Genomic DNA, 25,411 nt, shown 5'->3' with positions numbered 1-25,411 from the left:
TATCTGCTTTTTAACGCATTAACAGATAGATACTTTCCTGGCCACGAATGACATTCAGCGCGATAACATCCGGTTTGGTTTCCAGTACTTTGTGAAGTTCTGCCAGATTTTGTACCCGTTGGCGGTTAACGCTGATAATGACATCGCCGGGATGCATTCCCACCTGCGCAGCCGGACTCTGTTTTATCACCTCTGCTACTTTTATCCCTTTCTCTTTGCTGACCGTTTCACCATCAGTAAACGTCGCTCCCTGGAAGGCGGGTTCAGCCAGACGGGTCACTGCGGATACGTTGGCACCGCTTTGCTCAAGTGTGACCACGATAGCCAGAGGCTTGCCGGCACGCAGTATACCCAGTCGTAATTTATCTCCAGGAGAGTGGGTACTAACTTTCACTCTCAGCTCTGCAAATCCGGACAGGGATTTATCATCGAGGGTGGTAATAATGTCACCGGCCTTCAGCCCGGCGTTTGCGGCGGCAGATCCCGGAAGCACTTCTGCTATAAATGCGCCCCGGCTGACATTCACATTGAAGGCCTTCGCCATCTCCGGGGTCAGTTCAGTGCCTTTGATACCGAGTTGTCCGTGTTTTACCTGACCGTATTTAATCAGCTGGTCGGCAATATTCATGGCCATATTCCCGGGGATGGCAAAACCGATACCGATGTTACCGCCATTCGATGCCAGGATAGCCGTGTTGATACCAATCAGTTCACCGCGCAGATTGACCAGTGCACCACCGGAGTTGCCCCGGTTGATGGCAGCATCGGTCTGGATAAAGTTTTCCAGTCCTTCAATATTCAGGCCACTGCGTCCCAGTGCTGAAATAATGCCGGATGTTGCGGTTTGTCCTAAGCCGAACGGGTTACCGATAGCCACTGCAAAATCACCGACCTGCAGTTGATCAGAGTTTGCCACGCTAATCTGTGTCAGATCTTTCGGGTTTTTCACCTGTAATAATGCGATATCGGTCGGGGTATCACTGCCCAGCACTTTGGCATCAAACTGGCGTCCGTCACTCAACTGTACGGTGATTTTTGTCGCATCCCTGATGACATGATGGTTAGTAAGGATATAGCCCTTTTCCGCATTGATAATCACCCCTGAGCCCAGGCCTTCAAAAGGCTGTGGCTGTGTACTTTGCGGGGAGGGCTGACCCGGGAACTTTTTCAGTGGCTGAGGGGTATTTTGATCACTGGCCGGCGCTTGTATGCCACTGACCTGAACACTGACGACAGCAGGTAACACGCGGGAGAGCATCGGTGCCAGAGAAGGTAACTGCTGGCCCTCCACTTTCACAGGCAAAGTGGCGTGGGCCAGCGGTGAAAGTGATAAATTCAGTCCGGCACTCAATGAGAGGGCTAAAAATAATGGCGATAGTTTTTTCATTCTGAAAGTATTCCCGCGGTTAAAAGATGGAGCAAGCCCGGAGACGACCGGTCAATAAAAAGAGCCGGGTGCGATCGCACCCGGGGAGATTACTTACGACTCGCGGGGCCGTTTCTTAGTAATCCTGATGCGCCTTCTGAATAGTCCCGCGGGATTTGTACCGGTGCCTGATCGTTATCGGCTTCTGCTTCTGTAACCTGCCAGGTGAAAGGATTCTGATCACCAGGTAAATCCGGCAGCAGCTCATTAGAACCTTTCGCCATGTGCTGATAGAGCTGACGATAATCGTGGGCCATATTGTCCAGTAACTCTGCACTGCGTGCAAAATGGCTGGTCAGTTCTTTGCGGTATTCTTCCAGTTCAGCTTTGGATTTTTCCAGCTCATACTGAACCGTGTGCTGCTCACGCAGTTTCTTATTACCGAAGCGCATCACGACTGCGCCAATGACCAGCCCAACCACTAATCCGATAATTCCGTATTCCCAGGTCATAATAACTCCCCTAATTTCCGTTGTTATTCAGGGTACAACGGTTTCTTCTTCATGATAATCAGTTAACAACAAGAAGATAACCTACTTCAATGACAGTCACTATACCCGTTAATCTGATGGATGTGGAATCCTGAGTCAGGCTGTCGTACTGTATAACGGTTTTTTTTTCGTCAAACACCCCTGACGGGGCTTTTCTGAAAAGCTGAGAAAAATGCAAATGACATCTCCTCTGGCCCTATACCAGCAAGAGCTTAACCGCGGCGATTACCAGCCTGATGATGTACAACAATCAGCGGTGACTTGCCTTGATGAGATTTATCAGTCCCTTACTGAACGAATGCCGCAGCCCCCGGTCACCCGGCCGGGTTTGCTGGCCCGCTTATCCGGCTTATTTGGTAAGACCTCTTCTGAGGACGTTAGCCCTGTTCGCGGACTATATATGTGGGGAGGTGTCGGGCGAGGAAAAACCTGGATCATGGACCTGTTTTTTCAGTCTATTCCGGGTCAGCGTAAACTCCGGTTGCATTTTCACCGTTTTATGTTGCGAGTGCATCAGGAGCTGGCTGAATTACAGGGGCACAGCGACCCGTTACTGATTATCGCTGATCGCTTCAAAGCGGAAGCAGATTTATTGTGTTTTGACGAGTTCTTTGTCTCGGACATTACCGATGCCATGCTACTGGGTACGCTGATGGAAGCGCTGTTTGCACGCGGGATTACTCTGGTCGCAACATCCAATATTCCTCCGGATGATCTCTACCGCAACGGACTGCAGCGCGGACGCTTTTTACCTGCCATCGAACAAATTAAGCGCCACTGCAGCATTATGAATGTGGATGCCGGCATCGACTACCGGTTACGCACTCTGACGTCAGCACACTTATGGAAAACGCCGCCAGGTGATGCCAGTGAGCAGGAAATGGCGGTGATGTTTGGTGCGCTGGCCGGGTGTGACTATCAGGCGGCGGAATCGCCGGTGCTGGAGATCAACCATCGTCCGCTGGCCACGCGAAAATCCTGCGGCGGGGTGGTTGCGATAAATTTTTCCACCCTGTGTGGTGAGGCGCGTAGTCCGCGGGATTATATCGAGCTTTCAAAGCGCTATCATACTGTGCTGCTGTTTAATGTTCCGGTCATGACTCAGGCGATGGAAGACCAGGCAAGACGTTTTCTGGCATTAGTCGATGAGTTTTATGAACGGCATGTTAAACTGGTCGTCTGCGCAGAAGCGGCGTTGGGTGATATTTATCGGGGTAACCAACTGAATTTTGAGTACCAGCGCTGTCTTTCACGTCTGCAGGAAATGCAGAGTGAGGAGTATCTGCGCCGCCCGCATTTGCCCTGAATGCAAATGCCGGGAAGAGGGTAAGCAATTTTATCGCAAAAAGGGTCGACCTTTGCGGGGGACTTCTCTATAATCTTGCGACCCCACGTTACGGCAAATGGTTTTTTTTCCCAAAAACCTTTGTGATCCGGTAACTCTATCCGAAGGGGTAGGCTTACTGGCAAAATAGTCGTGTGAGCCTCAATCGTTTACTTAAGCGTTTGGGATTTCACCAACGTGTAACTTATATTTGGGTAAGCTTTTCAATGAAAACTTTTACAGCTAAACCAGAAACCGTACAGCGTGACTGGTATGTTGTTGACGCGACAGGCAAAACTTTAGGTCGTTTAGCGACTGAACTGGCTCGTCGTCTGCGTGGCAAACATAAAGCGGAATACACTCCGCACGTTGATACCGGTGATTACATTATCGTTCTTAACGCCGAGAAAGTTGCTGTTACTGGTAACAAGCGTAGCGATAAGATCTATTACCATCACACTGGCCACATCGGTGGTATCAAGCAAGCGACCTTCGAAGAGATGATTGATCGCCGTCCTGAGCGTGTGATTGAAATCGCGGTTAAAGGCATGCTGCCAAAAGGCCCACTGGGTCGTGCTATGTACCGTAAACTGAAAGTTTACGCAGGTAACGAGCACAACCATGCGGCACAGCAACCGCAAGTTCTTGACATTTAATCGGGATTACAGGCAATGGCTGAAACTCAAAACTACGGCACAGGTCGCCGCAAAAGCTCATCCGCTCGCGTCTTTATCAAGCCGGGCAGCGGAAACATCGTTATCAATCAGCGTTCTTTAGAACAGTATTTCGGTCGCGAGACTGCACGTATGGTCGTGCGTCAGCCGCTGGAACTGCTTGATATGGTAGGTAAGTTTGATCTGTACATCACCGTTAAAGGTGGTGGTATCTCTGGTCAGGCAGGTGCGATCCGTCACGGTATCACACGCGCTCTGATGGAGTATGACGAATCTCTGCGTTCAGAACTGCGCAAAGCGGGCTTTGTTACCCGTGATGCACGTAAAGTTGAACGTAAGAAAGTCGGTCTGCGTAAAGCACGTCGTCGTCCACAGTTCTCCAAACGTTAATTCTTTGCTGCTTATGCAGCATTGCAATTGGCCTCAAAAACCCGCTTCGGCGGGTTTTTTGTTTTCCGACGCTCAGAGGCCTGCAGTTCAGGACTATTTATTGGTAAATCTTTAATCACCCCCCACAAACAGGTGAAGATCTGGTAGACTATGGCCCTGATTTATACCTGTCGGCAAGAGCGATGCCCCGGGGGCCTGAGGGCCTGTAACAGGGTATCTGAGCAGACTGACAGGTTTTATGCATACTGGCTAGTCGGCTGTTGTTGGCTATTCGTAGTATCTTTTTGAGCTAAGTGGAGGTTTTCATGGCTGTCGCTGCCAACAAACGTTCGGTAATGACACTGTTTTCCGGACTCAGTGATATTTTCAGCCATCAGGTACGTATCGTACTGGCCGAAAAGGGCGTTAGTGTGGAGATCGAACAGGTCGATATGGATAACCTTCCGCAGGATCTTATTGACCTGAATCCGTATTGTACGGTGCCGACTCTGGTTGACCGTGAACTGACGTTGTATGAATCACGTATTATCATGGAATACCTGGATGAGCGTTTTCCTCATCCGCCATTGATGCCTGTGTATCCTGTCGCCCGGGGTGAAAGCCGCCTGATGATGCATCGCATCGAGCAGGACTGGTACAGCCTGCTGTTCCGTATCGAGAAAGGAACTGCTCAGGAAGCTGATGATGCCCGTAAGCAACTGCGTGAGCAGTTACTGGCAATTGCGCCTTTATTCGCCCGTACACCTTTCTTCATGAGCGAAGAATTCAGCCTGGTTGATTGCTATCTGGCTCCGTTACTGTGGCGTTTACCTTCAATGGGTGTAGACCTGAGCGGCACAGGCTCTAAAGAGCTGAAAGGCTATATGACACGCGTCTTCGAACGTGACTCTTTCCTGGCCTCTCTGACCGAAACTGAACGCGAAATGCGTCTGCAATTTCGGGGCTGATTATGGAAATGACTGAACTGAGTGCACGTCGTCCTTATCTGTTACGGGCATTCTATGAATGGCTGCTGGATAATGATCTGACGCCACATCTGGTGGCTGATATTAATCTGCCGGGCGTGATGGTTCCGCTGGAATATGCGCGTGATGGACAGATTGTACTGAACATTGCTCCGCGTGCTGTCGGTAATCTTGAGATGACCAATGATGCCGTGCATTTCAACGCCCGTTTTGGTGGCGTTCCTCGTCAGGTCGTTGTGCCGATGAATGCGGTGATGGCCATCTATGCACGTGAGAATGGTGCCGGAACCATGTTTGAACCTGAGCCTGCCTATGACCAGTTATCAGAAGATGATGCTGAGCCGCAGGCTGCTCCGTCAGAAACTATCATGTCAGTCATTGAGGGTGATTTGCCTGAGGGCACGACCGACTCAGAGACTGATGGCGATGATGAACCCCCTCATCCTCCGCGCGGCGGCGGACGTCCGGCGCTACGCATTGTTAAGTAAGTTATCAGGATGTCATGAAAACCGGCCCGCAGGCCGGTTTTTTTATGCCTGAAACAAGCTATTGGGCAGTATATCCGCCATCGACCAGCAACGATGCACCATTGATAAACCCGGCCTGGTCACTGGCAAGAAAAAGGACCGCGGCGGCGACTTCCTCAGGACGCCCCAGGCGGCCCTGCGGGTGAAGCTTAATCAGCTCTTCTTTCTGTGTTGAGGAAAGTTTGCTAAGTAACGGGGTATCGATATAGCCCGGACAAACCGCATTCACGCGGATATTTTTCCCGGCATAATCTGCGGCCAGTGTTTCGGTCAACAGTTTGACCCCGCCTTTGGCGGCGGCATAAGCGGTGACGTGGCGTTTACCGACAAAGCTATGGATGGAGCCGCAGTTCACGATAACCCCGGGGAGGTTATGTTCCGTCCAATGCCGGAGCGCATATTTATTACTGAGAAACACCCCGGAAAGATTGATATCGATTGTTTTCTGCCAGTCGGTGAATAAGAGATCTGCTGCGACACCATCGCGGGCGATACCGGCATTGGCAAACACAATATCCAGCCCTGAAAAATGCCGGAGAGTCGTTTCGATCAACTGCTGCTGGTCCGCCTCACTACATACGTTTGTCTGGCAGAAGATCACGGACATTCCTTGTTGCTGAAGTTCGCGGGTGATCTGTTCGCTGTCAGGGGCAATATCCGCAATGACCACAGATGCCCCGGCAGAAGCAAACGCTTTGACCGTTTCGAGACCAATACCGCTGGCTCCGCCGGTAACAATGACGACCTTTCCTGAGAAATCCATATCAGTTCCTTTTTCTGGCTACGGGATATTCCGTAAGCAAAAGGCAGGATAACGGAAGGGTTGGCTAAAATATGTACATAAAAAGCCTGACTCCGGACATTTGCAGGCGGGGGAGCCGGGGGGCGGGCGAAAAAAAAAGGCACAATACTGTGCCTTTTCAGGATGGAAACCGGAAGTCTGTCAGACCTCCAGGTAATCCATAATACCTTCAGCCGCCTTACGGCCTTCAGCGATAGCGGTAACGACCAGGTCAGAACCACGGACGATATCGCCCCCGGCAAAGATCTTAGGGTTACTGGTCTGGAAAGCGTTATCACTGTTCTCAGGTGCAATAATACGTCCCTGAGCGTCAAGTTCGACGCCGAAGCTTGCCAGCCACTCCATACCATGCGGACGGAAACCGAATGCCATGACTACGGCATCCGCCGGAATGATGTGCTCAGAACCTGCGACGATCTCTGCCCGGCGGCGTCCTGCCGCATCTTCAGGACCCATTTCGGTACGTGCCATCTTAACGCCACAGACGCGACCCTGGCTGTCGATCTCGATACCTAAAGGTTGCAGGTTAAACCGGAACTCAACCCCTTCTTCACGGGCATTTTTCACCTCGCGGCGCGAGCCTGGCATATTCTCTTCATCACGACGGTAAGCACAGGTCACATGACTGGCACCCTGACGAATGGACGTACGCACGCAGTCCATCGCCGTATCCCCGCCACCGAGCACGACAACGCGTTTACTCTGCATGGTGATATAAGGCTGCTCTTCCAGTGGCTCAAAGCCCATGGTGTGACGTGTATTCGCAATCAGGAAAGGCAGGGCATCAAATACACCCGGCGCATCTTCATTTTCCAGGCCACCACGCATTGACTGGTAAGTCCCGACACCCAGGAACACAGAATCGAATTCATCCATCAGGTCGCTGAGCTGAACATCGCGTCCCACTTCAGTATTCAGACGGAATTCAATGCCCATTTCGGTGAACAGTTCGCGACGTTTGATCATCACTTCTTTTTCTAATTTGAAAGAAGGAATACCAAAGGTCAGCAAACCACCAATTTCCGGGTGACGGTCAAAGACCACTGCCTTTACACCATTACGGGTCAGGACATCCGCACAAGCCAGACCGGCAGGGCCGGCGCCAATGACGGCGACACGTTTACCGGTAGGCGTGACATGCGACATGTCCGGCTTCCAGCCCATCTCCATCGCTTTATCGTTGATATAGCGCTCGATATTACCGATGGTGACGGCACCAAACTCCGCATTGAGCGTACACGAGCCTTCACACAGGCGGTCCTGTGGACAAACACGGCCACAGACTTCCGGCAAGCTGTTGGTCTGGTGTGACAGATCTGCCGCTTCCATAATCCTGCCTTCATTGGCCAGCTTCAGCCAGTTAGGAATATAGTTGTGAACCGGACATTTCCATTCGCAATACGGGTTACCGCAGTCCAGGCAGCGATCGGCCTGAGCTTTAACCTGCCCTTCAGAGAAGGGCTCATAAATTTCTACAAATTCAATTTTCCGAAGTTTCAGCGGTTTTTTCGGCGGATCAACACGCTGCAAGTCGATAAACTGATAAACATTCTGACTCATCGTGACCTCTTACTGCGCCTGAACCCGCAGTTCTGCTGCGGAGCGACTACGGTGGCCCAGCAATGCTTTGACATCACTGGACTTAGGTTTAACCAGGGTGAATTTAGCAGACCATTCCGGCCAGTTGGCCAGGATCTCTTCACCGCGACCGGACTGGGTATACTGAACGTGTTCAGTAATCAGCCCGCGCAGATGCTCTTCATGGATCGGTAATTGCTCAACATCCAGCACTTCTACCAGTTCAGCATTCACGCGTTTACGGAATTCACCGTCTTCATCCAGAACGTAAGCGAATCCGCCGGTCATCCCTGCGCCAAAGTTAACGCCGGTGCGCCCCAGGACGCAGACAATGCCACCGGTCATATATTCACAGCCATTGTCACCGATACCTTCAACCACGGTAATGGCTCCGGAGTTACGGACGGCAAAACGTTCACCGGCACGACCTGCGGCAAAAAGTTTACCGCCGGTGGCGCCATACAGACAGGTGTTACCGGCAATGGTCGCTTCCACGCTGCGGAAGGCAGAACCTACCGGAGGACGGATAGCCAGTAACCCGCCAGCCATGCCTTTACCGACATAGTCGTTAGCATCCCCGGTCAGGATCATTTCCAGCCCACCGGCATTCCATACCCCGAAACTCTGACCAGCGGTTCCGGTAAAGTAAACGCGGATAGGATCTGCCGCCAGTCCCTGGTCACCGTGAATCATGGCGATAGCACCGGAAAGCGTGGCGCCGACGGAACGATCGGTATTCCGGATGTCGAAATAGAATGTTTTACTCTGACGCTGCTCAATAAAGGGGACAGCCTGTTCCAGCAACGCTTTGTTAAGCACGCCTTTATCAAACGGCGGGTTGCTTTCGGTACAGTACATGGCTTTACCTGGCATTGGCTGCGCAGTCTTCAGCAGTGAAGAAAGATCCAGCTTCTGCTGTTTTGCCGTAAATCCGTCCAATTCTTTCAGCAGATCGGTGCGGCCGATCAGGTCAGTCAGACGGGTTACCCCCAGTGAGGCCATAATTTCACGGGTTTCCCGGGCAATAAATTCAAAGTAATTGGTCACTTTAAACGGTAAGCCATGGTAATGATGGGTGCGCAGCTTATCGTCCTGAGTTGCCACACCGGTAGCACAGTTATTCAGGTGGCAAATACGCAGGTATTTACAGCCCAGCGCGACCATCGGACCGGTCCCGAAGCCGAAGCTTTCGGCACCCAGGATCGCGGCTTTAATGATATCCAGGCCGGTTTTCAGCCCGCCATCGATCTGTAAGCGGATTTTATGACGCAAGCCATTGGCCACCAGTGCCTGCTGAGTCTCTACCAGCCCCAGTTCCCAGGGGCAGCCGGCATATTTAACCGAGGACAACGGACTGGCACCGGTGCCGCCATCATAGCCGGCGATAGTGATTAAATCCGCATAGGCTTTTGCCACCCCGGTCGCAATGGTTCCGACACCCGGTTCGGAAACCAGTTTGACCGAAATCATCGCCTTCGGGTTGACCTGCTTGAGGTCGAAAATCAGCTGCGCCAGGTCTTCAATGGAATAGATATCATGATGTGGCGGAGGTGATATCAGTGTGACGCCAGGTACAGAGTAGCGGAGTCTGGCAATATACGGAGTCACCTTGTCACCCGGTAACTGTCCGCCTTCACCCGGTTTCGCCCCCTGAGCGACCTTGATCTGAATAACATCCGCATTCACCAGGTAGGCCGGTGTCACACCAAAGCGACCGGAAGCGACCTGTTTGATCCGTGAAACTTTATTGGTGCCGTAACGTGCAGGATCTTCACCGCCTTCTCCGGAGTTGGAGAAGCCGCCGATACTGTTCATGGCTTCAGCCAGTGATTCATGTGCTTCCGGGCTTAACGCACCGATAGACATTGCCGCACTGTCAAAACGTTTAAACAGCTCACTGGCTGGCTCGACATCGTCGATAAGAATACTGTCAGTGCCGGGCTGTAACTGTAACAGGTCACGCAACGTGGCGACCGGACGGTTATTGACCAGTTCTGCATACTTCCTGTAGTCATCGAAATCGCCGCTCTGAACCGCCTGCTGCAGCGTGCCTACGATATCCGGGTTATAGGCGTGGTATTCACCGCCATGGACGTATTTCAGTAATCCTCCCTGTTCCAGCGTCTTACGCTGTAACCAGGCGCGTTTCGCCAGATTCGTTAAATCCTGCTGGAAATCACTGAAGCTGGCACCGCCGATCCGGCTGGTGACATTCTGGAAACAGAGGCGGGTCACATCCTGATGTAAACCGACAGCTTCGAACAGCTTCGAACAGCGGTAAGAAGCGATAGTCGAAATGCCCATTTTGGACATGATTTTGTACAGACCTTTATTGATGCCGTTACGGTAGTTCAGCATCACACTGCGATAATCTTTTCCGATAACACCGCTGTCTGACATCTGTGCCAGAGACTCATAGGCCAGCCATGGGTAGACCGCCGTTGCGCCGAAGCCGAACAGCACTGCAAAATGATGCGGATCACGGGCTGACGCCGTTTCAACAATGATGTTGGCATCACAGCGCAGATTTTTTTCAACCAACCGCGCCTGGACTGCTCCGACGATCATCGGAGCCGGTACCGGCAGACGACCGATACTGATCGCCCGGTCAGACAGCACCAGCAGAACGGTCCCTTCACGCACCAGTTCTTCCGCCTGATCATTCAGACGGTGGATAGCCTGCTCCAGCGTTTCGCTTTCCGGCTCAAAAGTACAGTCCAGGGTATCGGCACGATAGTACTTACCTTCCAGCGTCGTCAGCTGAGTAAAGTCAGAGTAGAGCAGGATAGGGGATTTAAAGCTCACCCGGTGGGCCTGTCCTTCCGCTTCACAGAAGACATTCATCTCCTGGCCGATACTGGTTGCCAGTGACATCACGTGGTTTTCACGCAACGGGTCAATCGGCGGGTTAGTCACCTGCGCAAATTGCTGACGGAAATAGTCATAGATAATGCGCGGGCGGCTGGAGAGCACGGCAAAAGGCGTATCATCACCCATCGACCCCACGGCTTCCTGGCCATTCTCGCCCAGTACCCGCAGAATGCTGTCCAGTTCTTCACTGCTGTAACCAAACTGCTTGTGGTAAGTCGCCAGCATCGTATCGCTGAGGTGACGTTTACCCACCTGCTCATCCGTCAGCTCTTCAAAAGGGACTAAGCGTTTAACATTCTTTTCCATCCATTCTTTATAAGGATGGCGGCTTTTCAGATCGTTATCGGTTTCTGACGAATGGAGGATACGGCCTTCACGGGTATCGATCACCATCAGCTCGCCGGGACCGACACGGCCTTTTTCGACCACTTCATCGGGCTGATAATCCCAGATACCGACTTCAGAGGCGCAGGTAATTAATTTATCACTGGTAATAACATACCGGGCAGGTCGCAGACCATTACGGTCCAGGTTACAGGCCGCGTAACGTCCGTCAGACATGACGATACCGGCGGGGCCATCCCACGGCTCCATATGCATGGAGTTAAAGTCAAAGAAGGCGCGTAACTCAGGATCCATATCCGGATTGTTCTGCCATGCCGGCGGTACCAGCAAACGCATTGCGCGGACCAGGTCCATACCACCGTTGAGGAAAAGCTCCAGCATGTTATCCATTGAACTGGAATCTGAACCGGTTTCGTTCACAAACGGAGCGACGGTCTGCAGATCAGGGATCAATGGGGTATTGAATTTATATGCACGTGCACGTGCCCACTGCCGGTTCCCGGCAATGGTATTAATTTCACCATTATGTGCCATATAGCGGAAAGGCTGGGCCAGTGGCCAGCGAGGCACAGTATTGGTTGAGAAGCGCTGGTGGAATAAGCATATAGATGATTCTAAACGCAAATCCGCCAGGTCGAGATAAAACCGGGGCAGGTCAGTGGGCATGCAAAGCCCTTTGTAGATATTCACCTGATTGGAGAAACTACAAATATAGAAATCACTGTCATTCAGGGCTTCGACACGCTTTTCTATCCGGCGGCGAGCCATGTACAGACGGCGTTCCATATCACGCGGACGCCATCCGGCCGGGGCGTTGATAAAGACTTGTTGGATCCCTGGCAATGACGACAGGGCAATCTCCCCCAGAACGTCCTGATTAGTAGGAACTTCGCGCCATCCGGCCACAGAAAGTGTTTCACGGATAATCTCTTCTTCGACAATAGCACGGGCAGCACTGGCCCTGGCTTCATCAGTACTCAGGAAGAGCATACCGACAGCGTAGTTCTTCGCCAGACGCCAGCCTTTTTCTTCCGCAACAATACGGAAGAAACGGTCAGGCTTCTGTAACAGAAGACCACAGCCATCACCGGTTTTACCGTCAGCCAGAATTGCACCGCGATGTTGCATTCTGGCGAGTCCATGAATGGCCGTACGTACTACTTTATGGCTCGGTTCACCTTCTATATGGGCGATCAGTCCAAAACCACAGTTATCCTTTTCAAGGGATTTATCATACAACATTTAGTGAACCTCCCCGGGCTCTAGAGACTCTTGTTATTCCGGCAGTCAGACATGCGCAACAGCAGCGTAAGAATGCGGCATATGGAGATGCACAAACATGTCTTATATCGCTTCTTCTGCCATGGCGGGCTTCGTCGATGTGACAAGTGTCGGGAACTTGTTACAGGGAACCTCTGCTACTGCATAAATATGGCGGACAATGGATCCGCACAGAAAGCTTCCAGTGGATTTCCAACTTATCGGGAAAGCGAAGTCAGGTCAAATAGTGACTCTTTCTGTGACGAGGGCGGGTGTTTTTTTGTATCTGATTGAATGTTAAGTAGTTAATAGGTTTTTTATCCGGTTGTGCACAATCAGGATGCAGAGGTAATTGTGAACTGTCTCACTATAGTGCGGCATCTCAATAGCTGCACCATGCTGGTGCCGGAGTGATTTTTAGCACAAAACTCCGCTTATTCGCAGATTGCTGCATAATATATCTGTTTTAGGAATAAACCTTTTTTTCTGCGTGTTCTCAGGGATCATTAAAAAAATTAATAGGATTGCTTGTTGAGTTAAGATTCACTTCTTGTGAATTTATATTCATTTATTGTTTTATCTTATGACGTCTTACCCTCACGCGGTGGCGGCAGAGGATTGCGGCATCCTTCGGGAAAATACGTCTGTGATTCCTATCAACCTGTTTCTGCGTTAAAAAGGTAGGCTATGATGGGAGTTCACAGTCAGGGAGTGTATATGAAACAGATCAGATTACTGGCGCAATACTATGTAGATTTGATGGTCAAACTTGGCCTGGTCCGGTTTTCTTTGTTGCTGGCCTCAGCCTTAGTTGTGCTGGCAATGATTGTCCAGATGGCCGTTACGCTGGTATTACAGGGCAGAGTGGAAAGTATCGATGTCGTCCGTTCGGTATTTTTTGGATTACTGATCACGCCCTGGGCAGTGTATTTCCTCTCTGTGGTCGTTGATCAACTGGAAGACTCCCGTCAGCGGTTAGCCCGGCTGGTGGATAAGCTCGAAGAGATGCGTCACCGGGACTTACAACTTAACCAGCAGTTGAAAGAAAATATTCAGCAACTCAATCAGGAAATTAATGATCGTGAAAAAGCGGAACAGGCCCGTGAACATGCTATGGATAAGCTCAAGGATGAAATGGCCAGCCGTGAAAAGACTCAGATAGAACTGGAACAGCAGTCCAGTTTCTTACGTTCATTTCTTGATGCCTCTCCTGACCTGGTCTTTTATCGCAATATTGACCGCAAGTTTTCCGGTTGTAACCGTGCCGTCGAATTGCTGGCGGGGAAAAATGAGAAACAGCTGGTCGGGTTATCACCGCTGGATATCTATGACGCCGATACCGCAGCCAAAATACTGGAAACGGATGAGAAGGTGTTCCGTCATAATGTTGCGCTGACTTATGAACAGTGGCTGCAGTATCCGGATGGTAAAAAAGCCTGTTTTGAAATCCGTAAAGTTCCTTACTATGACCGTGTCGGAAAGCGCGCCGGTCTGATGGGGTTTGGTCGTGATATTACCGAGCGTAAGCGTTACCAGGAAGCACTGGAAAATGCCAGCCGCGAAAAAACGACCTTTATCTCGACCATCAGTCATGAACTTCGTACACCGCTGAACGGCATTGTCGGCCTGAGTCGTATCCTGCTGGATACCGAACTGAGTCAGGAACAGCTGAATTATCTCAAAACCATCCATGTGTCAGCGATCACACTGGGAAATATTTTCAACGATGTGATCGAAATGGATAAAATTGAACGTCGCCGTGTCAGGCTGGACAATCAGCCTATCGATTTTACCGGCTTCCTGGCTGATCTTGAAAATCTCTCCGGACTGCTGGTTCAGCCCAAGGGACTGAAGTTCATTATGTCTGCACAGCAACCCTTGCCTGAAACGATCGTCGCCGACGGGACCCGGTTGCGTCAGATCCTATGGAACCTGATTGGTAATGCCGTGAAGTTCACCCGCGAAGGCGAAATTATCGTCACCGTCACCTATGATGACACCGCGCAGAAACTTCGCTTTGATGTCAAAGATTCCGGGATCGGTATTCCGAAGGCGGAGCAGGACAAAATTTTTGCCATGTACTACCAGGTGAAAGATCAGCATGGGGGTAAACCGGCGACCGGCACCGGTATCGGACTGGCGATTTCTTACCGTCTGGCACAGGCGATGGGGGGCGATATTACGGTCAGCAGCCTTCCCGGAGAAGGTGCCTGCTTCAGCGTGGTAATTGATGCGCCAGCCCTGACGATCATAGATGAGCCTGCTGATGAGCCGGAGGCCATGCCTCTGCCGGCTCTGCATATTTTACTGGTCGAGGATATCGAACTAAACGTAGTGGTGGCCCGTTCAGTACTGGATAAACTAGGGTGCTCAACCGAGGTGGCGATGACTGGTGCTGAGGCGCTGGAAATGTTCGATCCCGGGGAGTTCGATATGGTATTGCTGGATATTCAGCTGCCGGATATGACCGGCCTTGATGTCGCACGCACACTGCATCAGCGCTTTACCGGGCAGGAACTTCCTCCGCTGGTCGCTCTGACGGCTAATGTGCTGAAAGATAAGCAAGAGTATCTGGAAGCCGGGATGGATGATGTGCTGAGCAAACCGCTGGCCGTCCCTGCGCTAACTGCCGTGATCAGTAAATACTGGAACCCGCATCAGGATGAGGAAGAGCAGATCCCTGAACCGGCATCTTCCGCTGAACAGAAGCACCTGGATATCGTCATGCTGGAACAATATCTTGAGCTGGTAGGGCCAAAACTTATCTATGACAGTCTGAGCATGTTTGAAAAAATGATGCCGGGCTATCTTGATGTCCTCGACTCCAACATGATGGCAAAAGATCAGAAAGGCATTGCGGAAGAGGGCCACAAAATTAAGGGAGCGGCTGGCTCTGTCGGATTAAAATACCTGCAGGAGATTGCGCGGCAGATTCAGACCCCGGAACTCCCGGCCTGGTGGGACAACGTCCAGGAATGGATCGATGAACTGCGACATGAATGGCGTCATGAAGTAGATACGCTAAGAAAGTGGGTAGAGAACAGGGAAGCAGAAAAGTAACCGGGGCGGCAGAGCAAAAAAATGACCCCGGATAAACCGGGGTGCGCGAAGATTGCGCCAACACCAGGGAAACGGTCACTCTGTAGCCGGATACGTCAGTCGTTATCCGGTCGGAACCGGGGCTACAGGGGGTATTGGATTACTGCTGCACTTACCTTAACAAAAACTGAGGTCACTTTTCCACAATTCATTAAGATTTATGAAGTTGAAATCCTTCTGAGGCATCTGTTGTCAGAGAGGTTTCTGTTGCTCTGCACCGTTTAAGGGCAATCGATGGACAGGCAGAATGAGCCGATTCATCGGCGGAATAGCAAAACTTACTCCATGATCATTCCCGCAAAAACCTTTCATTTGATGATGTTTTTATTTGCAACTCGCCTGATGCGGGACTTTAGTAATATTTATGCACAAAAACAATAAGTAAGAATGCGAGTTCCGTCCCGTTAGCTTCCCGGAGAAGCTGCAAGGTACCCGGAGAATGATAAAGTTGCAGCGTTATACCAGAGAGCGCAAGGAACCAGGTTTATCGATAGTCATGCGCTCCTGACTGATACCAGGCTATCACCGGCCGGAGCGGCATCTGCTTTTTTCCCTTTGAATGATAAGTTATGTTTAATTTATTGTTAATAAAATGGTCAGGGTGAATAGGGTGAAATGATTAATTTATCTTAACAGTTAAACGAAAGCTGAACAGCCTGGAACCGATTCCTTATTTTTTGAAGTGATTGATGTTATTGGGATTATTCTTGTAAAGCAGAGTCATTCTTACTCTGTTTTTGAAAATATTCACAATAACCGGCGATTTTTTGCAAAAAATAGGATTGGAAATTTAATACAAACACCCGGTCGGATGATAATTAATGAACCACGGTTATATCAAAACAGGCCCGCTGCAGGAGCAGACTGATGACAAGTAAAAAGGGATTCCGGTACAGAGTTAAACGGTGTTTTCTGCTGACCGTCAGTGGGATCATTGCCATGATGATTGCCGTTATCCTGATATTTTCCGTCGTGCCGGTCCCCTTTTCCGCGGTGATGGCAGAGCGGCAGGTCGGCGCATTCGTCTCGGGGAATACGGCCTATCGTGCCCGTTCCCATTGGGTCAGTATGTCGGAGATTTCCCCCTGGATGCCGTTGGCAGTGATTGCCGGTGAAGATCAGAAATTTCCTGAGCATTGGGGCTTTGATTTTGCGGCAGTACAATCAGTGCTGGATAGCCGTCAACGGGGAGAGATGCGCGGGGCTTCGACATTGTCCCAGCAAACGGCAAAAAATATGTTTCTCTGGGATGGGCGTAGCTGGTTACGCAAAGGATTGGAGGCCGGGCTGACAGTAGGGCTGGAAACTCTCTGGGGTAAAAAAAGAATACTGACGGTCTATTTGAATATTGCTGAGTTCGGGCCTGGGATTTTTGGGGTGGAAATGGCCTCAGAAACCTATTTCCATAAACATGCCAGCCAGCTCACCGGGCAGGAAGCTGCATTGCTGGCTGCGGTCTTACCTAACCCGATTATCTATCATGCCAGTGCTCCCTCGGCCTATGTCCGCGGACGGCAGCAGTGGATCTCGCGGCAGATGGAACAGTTAGGGGGTACCGGCTTTCTGGAAAAGTATCACCTGTACTGAGTTGATGCCGGTTTAGTCTTCATCAAAACCAGCGTTGAAAAGTTCGATCACCGCCTGTAGTGCCCGGGCTTCGTCCGGGCCATTTGCTTCGACTTCAATCTGACCACCTTGCGCTGAATCCAGCATCAGCAGTGCAATGACACTACTGGCATCGGCTTCAGTGCCTGCTTCGTTGCGCAGGATCACCTCACAATCAAAACTCCGGACCAGTTCGAATAACTTCATCGCCGGTCTGGCATGAATACCCAGCTTATTTCTGATTTTTACTGATTCTTTCACTGTCATTTTCTTTTCTTTTCCAATGTACGATGCCGTGACTGAACATTTTTACCCCGTGAACGGAAATAGTCCGCCAGTTGCTCTGCAATATAGACGGAACGGTGTTTTCCGCCAGTACATCCGATAGCGACTGTCAGGTAACTGCGGTTGTTGGTTTCCAGCATCGGAAGCCAGAGTTCAAGATAACTGCGGGTCTGATAAATAAAATTATGGACTTCAGTATGGCGGTCAAGAAATTCGATCACCGGGCGATCAAGGCCAGTAAAAGGCCTGAGCGTTGGGTCCCAGTGGGGGTTTGGCAGGAAGCGGACGTCGAAGACATAATCGGCATCAATCGGAATACCGTATTTAAAGCCAAAGGACTCGAACACAATGGTCAGTTCGCGCTCACGTTTACCCAGCAGACGCGCCCGCAGCATTTCTGCCAGTTCGTGCACCGACATCTCAGAGGTGTCAATAATCAGGTCTGCTCTGGAGCGCAGTGGCTCAAGCAGATCGCTCTCCTCGTCTATAGCACTCTCAAGCGACAGGTTTCTGCCTGAAAGCGGGTGCAGCCGGCGGGTATCACTGTAACGGCGGATCAGTGTATTGCGGTCAGCATCCAGGAACAGCAATTGTGGTGTAAATTTGTCAGACAGGCGGTTAAAAGCATTTTCGAAAATTTCCGGAGATTCCGGCATATTACGCACATCAATGCTCACTGCTGCAGAAATATCCTGCTTTGCCAGTGAGTTGGCCAACTCCGGCAACAAATCAACGGGTAAGTTATCAACACAATAAAACCCCATATCCTCAAGGGCTCTGAGTGCGACAGATTTACCCGATCCGGAACGACCACTGACGATCATCAGAACCATGACTTTTCTCCCGTAATGATCCTGGCTAATGATAACAATTGGCCGGAATTATTCTTCCGTACGCTGCTGCTCATCCATAATAATGTCATAGAGTTCCTGATCGCTTTGTGCCGCCCGCAGACGCCTGCAGATATTCTTTTCTGCCAGGCGCTTAGCGACCTGGGATAAGGTATGCAAGTGAGTTTTACATTGATCTGCCGGAACCAGCAGGGCAAATAGCAAATCGACGGGCTGATTATCAACAGCATCAAATGAAATAGGATGCTCAAGATGGATGAACACACCAATGGTGCGTAAGGTATCTTCTTCCAGTTTTCCATGAGGGATGGCAATACCATTGCCGATGCCCGTGCTGCCCATCCTTTCACGATTCAGGATAGTTTCAAAAATGGTCTGGTGTGGCAGATTCAGCTGTGCTGCCGCCAGCTCGCTGATAATCTCCAATGCCCGTTTTTTACTCTGGCAGTGTACATTATTACGTGTACATTCCGGGGTAAGGACCTGGCTAAGTTCAAGTGTCAGTTCACTATTCATATAATTTCACTTGCAGATTTATCTGGCCACTATTGTGGTTATCGGTTGATCTTTATCCCGCGACGGTTGCCTTTACTGCACTGAGCCAATACTGCCTGTACGGCCGTCGCGTATCATGATCACGGCCTTCATCGTGGCAAACCGCGAGTCCATGCCGGCAATCATTCACCCTTTACAGCCATCCACAGGCACAGAGTGCCTCTGTTGTTGAAAGTACATGGACAACCGCTGAGATCAGGAGTTCAGGGTGGATAGCCGGAAATTAACGCTTCAGCGTAGCAAACTTTTGTTCGCTAAACTGATGCAGAGGTTCCGTTATTTCCACCTGGTGACCTGCAAAGGTGGTGACACAGGTCCGCGGTTCTGTAACGTCAAAGCAGTTGTTTTCGCTGATTTGATGGCGGTATAGATAAAGACTCGCGATACTTAGCGACGGTTCGTCTTGCGACCATAATGCCCTGTTCAGATAACATAGTAGTGAGTTTACTGTCACTCAAGGGCTTTACAGGGTTTTCCGTCGAAATTAATTTTTTAACCAGCGCTCTGATTGCCGTGGAGGACGCTTCACCGCCACCTTCAGTATTCACATGGCTTGAGAAAAAGTACTTCAGCTCAAAAATGCCCCGCGGACTGTGCAGGTATTTCTGAGTGGTAACGCGTGAAATCGTGGATTCATGCATTTCCACGGCCTGGGCAATATCTGCCAGTACCATTGGCCGCATATGTTCTTCACCCTGCTCGAAAAAGGCCTGTTGCTGCTCGACAATACAGCGGGAAACTTTAAGCAATGTGTCGTTACGGCTTTCAAGGCTCTTAATCAGCCAGCGGGCTTCCTGTAAATTATTGCGGATAAACTGATTATCGCTGTCGTTACGGGCACCGCCGCTCATCGCGGCATATTGCTGATTAATGCGTAGCCTCGGCAGGCTGTCGGTATTGAGTTCGACGGTCCACTGGTTGCCTGACTTACGTACCAGGACATCCGGGATCACATACTCTGACTCACCGGTATTAATAGACTGCCCTGGTCGCGGGTCCAGCGACTGGATCAGGAGCATCGCCTCTTTCAGTACATCTTCTTTGAGCCGCGTCACGCGCATCAGACTGCGGAAGTCATGGTTTGCCAGCAGATCCAGATGCCCGCGAACAATCATTCGCGCTTCTTCAAGCATCGGGGTTTCAGGAGCAAACTGAGAGAGCTGGATCAGCAGACATTCTTTTAAATCTCTGGCACCCACGCCGATAGGGTCAAAATGCTGGATACGCTTTAAGACCGCTTCGACCTCTTCGGGGGCCAATTCATCATCACCAATGCTTTCCAGAATGTCATCCAGCGGAACGGTCAGATACCCTGTGGTATCAATCGCATCGACAATCGACGTGGCTATCGCGCGATCTGTATCGCTGAAGGGGGTAAGCTCCATTTGCCATATCAGGTAATCCTGCAGGGATTGTGTGGTTTCGCCCTGATAGAGAGGTAATTCATCATCCTGATAATCTGTGCCTGTTCCGGAAGGGGTACCTGCGGTATAAATTTCATCCCAGGTGGCATCCAGAGGAAGCTCTTCCGGCATATCTTTTTGTTCCAGGGCTTCCCGTGTATCCAGGGATGCGGTTTCACCTGACTCCTCAGCATCAACTTCGTTGAGTACCTCTGTTTGTTCCAGTAACGGATTACTTTCCAGAGCTAATTGTAATTCTTGTTGTAACTCGAGCGTTGACAGTTGCAACAGCCGTATCGCCTGCTGCAACTGGGGGGTCATGGCCAGTTGTTGGCTGAGTCTGAATTGCAAACTTTGCTTCATAGTGAGGCGTGTATTTCCTGAAAAAATATCAATAAGAACACATTAACAGAATCAGAGTCGGAACTCTTCACCGAGATAAACGCGTTTTACCTGCTCGTCTGCCAGAATCTCTTCCGGGGTGCCGTGAGCGATTAATTTACCCTGACTGACGATATAGGCGCGTTCACAGACCGCGAGTGTTTCACGGACGTTATGGTCAGTGATCAGTACGCCCAGACCGCTGTCACGCAGGTGCTCGATAATTTTTTTGATATCAATGACCGAAATAGGGTCAACGCCGGCAAAAGGCTCATCGAGCAGGATAAATTTGGGGTTAGCGGCCAGTGCGCGTGCAATTTCAACACGGCGACGTTCTCCGCCGGAAAGGGCCTGTCCCTGACTATCCCGCAGATGTTCAATATGGAACTCTTCCATCAGCTCGTTGGCACGATCTTCCCGTTGCTCTGCGGTCAGATCTTTACGGATCTGCAGGACCGCCATCAGGTTATCGTAAACACTCAGGCGACGGAAAATTGAGGCCTCCTGGGGCAGATATCCGATACCCAGGCGGGCACGGGCGTGCAGCGGCAGTAAACTAATATCATCACTATCGATAACAATCCGGCCTGCATCGCGGGGGACAATACCGACAACCATATAGAAGGTCGTCGTTTTACCCGCCCCGTTAGGGCCCAGCAGGCCGACAATTTCACCTGATTTCACTTCCAGGCTCACATCCTCAACCACACGTCGGCCTTTGTATGCTTTTGCCAGGTTCTCTGCAATTAAAGTCGCCATAAGTATTATTGACTCTGTTTAGGGGATTTCGTGGTTTTAGGGGTCTGTAATTCAGAAGGTACCAGAACGGTAGTCACACGTTGCTGTTGCCCCTGACTGTAAGCCTGCATTTTTTGCTGTTTCACCAGATAAGTAATGCGATCACCCTGAATATTACTGTTTAACTGCTGAATATACGCATTGCCGGTGAGCTCAATCATATCTTTCGCCAGATCATAATGTAATTTGGCGGCATGGCCTTTGACCGGTTTGCCATTGTCCTGCATCTGATAAAAGGTGGCCGGATTGCCATAGGCATCCACCAGGGTTTTCTTGCTGTCACCGCCCGGACGGGTCACAACCACCTTATCTGCGGTAATTTTGATCGTTCCCTGAGTAATAACGACATTACCGGTAAAGGTCGCCACATTGCCCTGCATATCCATTGACTGGTTTTCAGAGGTGACATTCACGGGCTTCTCCGAATCACCTGTTACCGCCAGAGCCGGCAGGCTACAAGCGAGCAATGTACTGATCAGCAGTAACCTGATGCTATTAGTTTTGGTGTTGAATTTCATAGTAGGTTTTGACCTTTTCAATTAATTCGGCTGTTTTTGCGCGTAAATTACCCCGCATCTTCATCCCTGTAGAGTGGAACCCCTGGCCGTACAGCGTGACCTGGTCATCGGAGGTCACATCCTGGGTGGCAAGGTTAATCCGGGCATTATCCGTCGTTATACGTTCGATTTTCGCGTCCGGGCTTAAGGCCCGAACTTCCACATGCCCGTAAAGATACAGCATACGGTTTTGCGTTAATTTGGCTTTATCTGCCTTGACTGACCATGCCGGTGCTTTTTGCGGGTCATACGTGGTCATGACAGGGTTATCAAACCAGCTCTCACGGGTGGCATCAAAGTAAGTGACTTTTGCTGAATCAAGCGTATACGCCAGCCCTCCCTCCGGGTTATAGACCACGGTATGGGTACTGGCCGTGGTATAGGTCGGGCTTTGATCATCGGTTGCCACCGAAGGTGAGGGGGAGCCCTGATTGGTCAGGTTCCAGCCAATCAATACCACCGCAATAATGGCCAGCAGGAGGGTGATCCAGCATCTGGTTTTACTCATATCGATAACCCTTTGGCATCCTCGAATTTATCTTGTGCCATCAAAATAAGATCACAAATTTCCCTTACCGCACCACGGCCACCGTTGATACGTGTGACATAGTCTGCGCGCTGGAGTAATAAGGGATGGGCATCCGCCACAGAAACACTGAGACCGACCTGTGCCATGACCGGCCAGTCAATCAAATCATCGCCAATATAGGCGACCTGATTCGGACGGAGCGACAGTTTATCCAGAAGATCGTGAAAGGCCAAAACCTTATCTGATTGTCCCTGATAAAGATGGCTGATACCCAGTGTTCGGCAACGATCTTCCAGTAATCCGGCTTTACGCCCGGTAATGATCGCCACTTCAACCTCATTGGTTAACAGGCAGCGGATCCCATAACCGTCACGGACATTGAAGGCCTTCAGTTCTTCACCGCTGTTTCCCATATAAATCAATCCGTCAGACATCACACCATCGACATCACAGATTAGTAATTTTATTCCGGCTGCACTGGCCATAACGGCCTGGCTGACAGGCCCGTAACAGGTTTCAACGGGTAATTCAGTTTTCATTCTCTTATCCTGTTCAGACGACACCGGCACGCAACATATCATGCATATGTACCACACCCACCAGACGATTGTTATCCGCAACCAGTAACGAGGTTATATTTTTACTTTGCATAACATTTAGCGCATCAACAGCCAGCATATTGGGTGTTACGCGGATACCACCCGGCGTCATAACTTTCTCTATCAGAGTCGATTGGAAGTTGATCCCCATATCGATCACCCGGCGCAAATCGCCGTCGGTAAAAATACCGGCTATCGTCATATCTTCCTCAACGATCACCGTCATACCCATTTTCTTGCGGGTAATCTCCAGCAATGCGTCACGTAGTGAGGCATGGCAGGGGACGCAGGGCATTTCCGTACCGGCATGCATGACATCGCTGACATGCAGTAAGAGTTTCCTGCCCAATGCCCCCCCGGGATGTGAAAGGGCGAAATCATTTGCCGTAAAACCCCGGGCTTCCAGTAAGGCAACAGCCAGAGCATCTCCCATCACCAGCGTTGCCGTGGTACTGCTGGTGGGGGCCAGGCCCAGCGGGCAGGCTTCCTGAGGCACTCTGACGGTTAAGTGCAAATCGGCGGCTTTTGCCATGGCACTCTCCGGCCGACTGCTCAGGCAGATTAACGTAATTTTCAGCCGTTTGATCACCGGAACCAGTGCCAGAATTTCATGGGATTCGCCGCTGTTAGAGATGGCGAGGACCACATCGCCAGGGCTTACCATCCCCAGATCCCCGTGGCTGGCTTCTGCAGGATGGACAAAAAAAGCCGGTGTGCCGGTACTGGCAAAGGTTGCTGCCATTTTACGGGCGATGTGACCCGATTTCCCCATCCCCATCACCACCACTTTCCCGCGACAATGGTAAAGGATTTCACAGGCACGTGAAAAATCTTCGTTAATGTACTGGTCCAGCTGTTCGAGGCCCTCTCGTTCAATGCGCAGAACGTTTATTCCTGCTGTTCTGAAATCAAAACCAGAGCTTGTCAGTTGTTCAGACATTCCAGAGTCCTTTTATTGATTATTCATCATCGGAAAAAACCAGAGCATGGCGGCCCAGATAATAAATCCGCACAACAGAAACGCTCCGGTGAGACGGTCGATACGCCGGTGCTTTCTCAGGCAAATGACTGCAAAAATCACACTGACCCCGAGCATGACCCAATAATCCCGGGTAAAAGCATTGCTGTCGATTCTGCCCGGGCTGACCAGAGCCGGAAGTCCCAGCACAATCGCTGTATTGTAGATGTTAGCACCCAACAGGTTGCCAACGGCGATATCCCCTTCACCTTTCAGAGTCCCGGCAATCACCGTCGCCAGTTCCGGCAGGCTGGTCCCGATTGAGATAAAAAACAGTGACATCAGCAGTTCGCTGATCCCCAGGTAGTCCGCCACCACGACTGCGTTATCAAGGATCATCCGCGTGGCGACCGGCAACAGAACCAGAGCCACTCCCAGCCACAGGCAGGCCACTGTATTACCTGCATCTTCGCCGGGGAGTTCGGCTAACTGTTCATGAGTCAGAGGATCCCCGGTGAGTGGACGGGTGTTGTTGGCCAGCCGGATAATACCCCACAGATAAATGACCGCCATGGCTAACAGACAAAAACCTTCGCTTCGGGTCAGCTGATTATCGGCCAGTAATAGCCCACAAAGCAGTGCCACCAGTAGCATCAGTGGCAGTTCACGGCGCAAAAGCGCCGAGCTTATTTTCAGAGGATGGATCAATGCTGCGCCACCCAGAATTAATAAAATATTGGTAATATTGGAACCCAACGCAATACCGACGGAAAAATCACGCATGCCATGCTGTACTGCGGATAAAGAGAGAATAATCTCCGGCAGCGAGGTCCCGATACCGACCACTGTCATGCCAATCACTAACGGGGGAATACCCAGTGAACGGCACAAAATGGAGGCGCTGAATACCAGCCGGTCGGCACCATACGCCAGCAGCAGTAAACCAAGAACCAGCAGGACAATCGCGACAAGCATGGGTATTCCTTTGCCAAAGTGGCCATGATGCCGGGGCGCAGCATGATGGCAAAAACGGAGATCAACATTATCAGGCGCTGATTTTGACTGCCGGAGGGCGAAAAGTAAATTTTATGACTGAATTACACAAACTTTGGCTGTAATTTTCTGTAAAAATAACGCA

The 25,411-nt window shown here is 50.7% G+C and carries 22 protein-coding genes; 7 read left to right on the top strand and 15 right to left on the bottom strand.

Annotated features, from left to right (window positions below):
• Nucleotides 1–10 precede the first annotated feature (10 nt).
• Together GTPT_RS01290 and zapG are read right to left on the bottom strand one after the other, a co-directional pair.
• Nucleotides 11–1,387 carry a Do family serine endopeptidase gene (locus GTPT_RS01290; RefSeq protein ID WP_025903808.1) on the bottom strand — a complete coding sequence of 459 codons (1,377 nt, stop codon included), beginning with the start codon at nt 1,385–1,387 and terminating at the stop codon, nt 11–13.
• An 89-nt stretch (nt 1,388–1,476) separates the two neighbouring features.
• Nucleotides 1,477–1,878 (bottom strand): Z-ring associated protein ZapG, encoded by a 402-nt coding sequence (zapG, locus tag GTPT_RS01285; protein ID WP_025903809.1) that lies wholly within the window; start codon nt 1,876–1,878, stop codon nt 1,477–1,479.
• Nucleotides 1,879–2,089: 211 nt separating this feature from the next.
• On the opposite strand from zapG, the gene zapE reads away from it, so the two are divergent.
• From zapE to sspB, 5 genes are all read left to right on the top strand, one after another.
• A complete protein-coding gene (zapE, locus tag GTPT_RS01280) occupies nt 2,090–3,223 on the top strand; it encodes a cell division protein ZapE (RefSeq protein WP_025903810.1) in 1,134 nt (377 codons plus the stop codon).
• A gap of 245 nt (nt 3,224–3,468) precedes the next feature.
• Nucleotides 3,469–3,897, top strand: coding sequence for a 50S ribosomal protein L13 (gene rplM / locus GTPT_RS01275; protein ID WP_025903811.1), 429 nt, complete (start codon nt 3,469–3,471; stop codon nt 3,895–3,897).
• A 15-nt stretch (nt 3,898–3,912) separates the two neighbouring features.
• Entirely contained in the window at nt 3,913–4,305 is a 393-nt protein-coding gene (gene rpsI, locus GTPT_RS01270) for a 30S ribosomal protein S9 (RefSeq protein ID WP_025903812.1), read from the top strand.
• Nucleotides 4,306–4,610: 305 nt separating this feature from the next.
• The gene (sspA, locus tag GTPT_RS01265) at nt 4,611–5,252 is read left to right on the top strand and encodes a stringent starvation protein SspA (RefSeq protein WP_025903813.1); all 642 of its coding nucleotides are present in this window, start codon (nt 4,611–4,613) and stop codon (nt 5,250–5,252) included.
• A 2-nt stretch (nt 5,253–5,254) separates the two neighbouring features.
• Complete coding sequence (gene sspB / locus GTPT_RS01260; protein WP_025903814.1) at nt 5,255–5,758, top strand: ClpXP protease specificity-enhancing factor; 504 nt, start codon at nt 5,255–5,257, stop codon at nt 5,756–5,758.
• 58 nt (nt 5,759–5,816) lie between these two features.
• Here sspB and GTPT_RS01255 read toward each other — a convergent pair whose 3' ends face one another.
• The 3 genes from GTPT_RS01255 to gltB form a co-directional block, all read right to left on the bottom strand.
• Complete coding sequence (locus GTPT_RS01255) at nt 5,817–6,560, bottom strand: SDR family NAD(P)-dependent oxidoreductase (protein WP_025903815.1); 744 nt, start codon at nt 6,558–6,560, stop codon at nt 5,817–5,819.
• 180 nt (nt 6,561–6,740) lie between these two features.
• A complete protein-coding gene (locus GTPT_RS01250) occupies nt 6,741–8,159 on the bottom strand; it encodes a glutamate synthase small subunit (RefSeq protein ID WP_025903816.1) in 1,419 nt (472 codons plus the stop codon).
• 9 nt (nt 8,160–8,168) lie between these two features.
• Entirely contained in the window at nt 8,169–12,635 is a 4,467-nt protein-coding gene (gene gltB, locus GTPT_RS01245; protein ID WP_025903817.1) for a glutamate synthase large subunit, read from the bottom strand.
• A gap of 735 nt (nt 12,636–13,370) precedes the next feature.
• Here gltB and arcB point away from each other — a divergent pair.
• A complete protein-coding gene (arcB, locus tag GTPT_RS01240; protein WP_029989664.1) occupies nt 13,371–15,713 on the top strand; it encodes an aerobic respiration two-component sensor histidine kinase ArcB in 2,343 nt (780 codons plus the stop codon).
• Between the two features lie 906 nt (nt 15,714–16,619).
• Nucleotides 16,620–17,339: a monofunctional biosynthetic peptidoglycan transglycosylase gene (gene mtgA, locus GTPT_RS01235; RefSeq protein WP_025903819.1), complete on the top strand. Its 720-nt coding sequence runs from the start codon at nt 16,620–16,622 to the stop codon at nt 17,337–17,339.
• Nucleotides 17,340–17,351: 12 nt separating this feature from the next.
• Here mtgA and npr read toward each other — a convergent pair whose 3' ends face one another.
• The 10 genes from npr to GTPT_RS01185 all read right to left on the bottom strand — a co-directional run bounded on the left by npr (nt 17,352) and on the right by GTPT_RS01185 (nt 25,248).
• The gene (gene npr / locus GTPT_RS01230; protein WP_025903820.1) at nt 17,352–17,624 is read right to left on the bottom strand and encodes a PTS phosphocarrier protein NPr; all 273 of its coding nucleotides are present in this window, start codon (nt 17,622–17,624) and stop codon (nt 17,352–17,354) included.
• The gene (gene rapZ / locus GTPT_RS01225) at nt 17,621–18,475 is read right to left on the bottom strand and encodes an RNase adapter RapZ (RefSeq protein ID WP_025903821.1); all 855 of its coding nucleotides are present in this window, start codon (nt 18,473–18,475) and stop codon (nt 17,621–17,623) included. The genes npr and rapZ overlap by 4 nt, the downstream gene beginning before the upstream one ends.
• Before the next feature lie 48 nt (nt 18,476–18,523).
• Entirely contained in the window at nt 18,524–19,009 is a 486-nt protein-coding gene (ptsN, locus tag GTPT_RS01220) for a PTS IIA-like nitrogen regulatory protein PtsN (protein ID WP_025903822.1), read from the bottom strand.
• A gap of 371 nt (nt 19,010–19,380) precedes the next feature.
• Nucleotides 19,381–20,814, bottom strand: coding sequence for an RNA polymerase factor sigma-54 (gene rpoN / locus GTPT_RS01215; protein WP_029989666.1), 1,434 nt, complete (start codon nt 20,812–20,814; stop codon nt 19,381–19,383).
• A 51-nt stretch (nt 20,815–20,865) separates the two neighbouring features.
• Complete coding sequence (lptB, locus tag GTPT_RS01210; RefSeq protein WP_025903824.1) at nt 20,866–21,591, bottom strand: LPS export ABC transporter ATP-binding protein; 726 nt, start codon at nt 21,589–21,591, stop codon at nt 20,866–20,868.
• 5 nt (nt 21,592–21,596) lie between these two features.
• Nucleotides 21,597–22,148: a lipopolysaccharide ABC transporter substrate-binding protein LptA gene (gene lptA, locus GTPT_RS01205; RefSeq protein ID WP_025903825.1), complete on the bottom strand. Its 552-nt coding sequence runs from the start codon at nt 22,146–22,148 to the stop codon at nt 21,597–21,599.
• The gene (gene lptC / locus GTPT_RS01200; protein ID WP_025903826.1) at nt 22,126–22,695 is read right to left on the bottom strand and encodes an LPS export ABC transporter periplasmic protein LptC; all 570 of its coding nucleotides are present in this window, start codon (nt 22,693–22,695) and stop codon (nt 22,126–22,128) included. The genes lptA and lptC overlap by 23 nt, the downstream gene beginning before the upstream one ends.
• Nucleotides 22,692–23,255 carry a 3-deoxy-manno-octulosonate-8-phosphatase KdsC gene (kdsC, locus tag GTPT_RS01195; RefSeq protein ID WP_025903827.1) on the bottom strand — a complete coding sequence of 188 codons (564 nt, stop codon included), beginning with the start codon at nt 23,253–23,255 and terminating at the stop codon, nt 22,692–22,694. The genes lptC and kdsC overlap by 4 nt, the downstream gene beginning before the upstream one ends.
• Before the next feature lie 13 nt (nt 23,256–23,268).
• Complete coding sequence (kdsD, locus tag GTPT_RS01190; RefSeq protein WP_025903828.1) at nt 23,269–24,255, bottom strand: arabinose-5-phosphate isomerase KdsD; 987 nt, start codon at nt 24,253–24,255, stop codon at nt 23,269–23,271.
• 12 nt (nt 24,256–24,267) lie between these two features.
• Nucleotides 24,268–25,248, bottom strand: coding sequence for a calcium/sodium antiporter (locus tag GTPT_RS01185; protein ID WP_025903829.1), 981 nt, complete (start codon nt 25,246–25,248; stop codon nt 24,268–24,270).
• Nucleotides 25,249–25,411 lie beyond the last annotated feature (163 nt).

Origin of the sequence: Tatumella ptyseos ATCC 33301, from assembly GCF_000735525.1 — a bacterium.
Taxonomy (GTDB): domain Bacteria; phylum Pseudomonadota; class Gammaproteobacteria; order Enterobacterales; family Enterobacteriaceae; genus Tatumella; species Tatumella ptyseos.
This window is presented reverse-complemented; position numbering and strand designations above follow the sequence as displayed.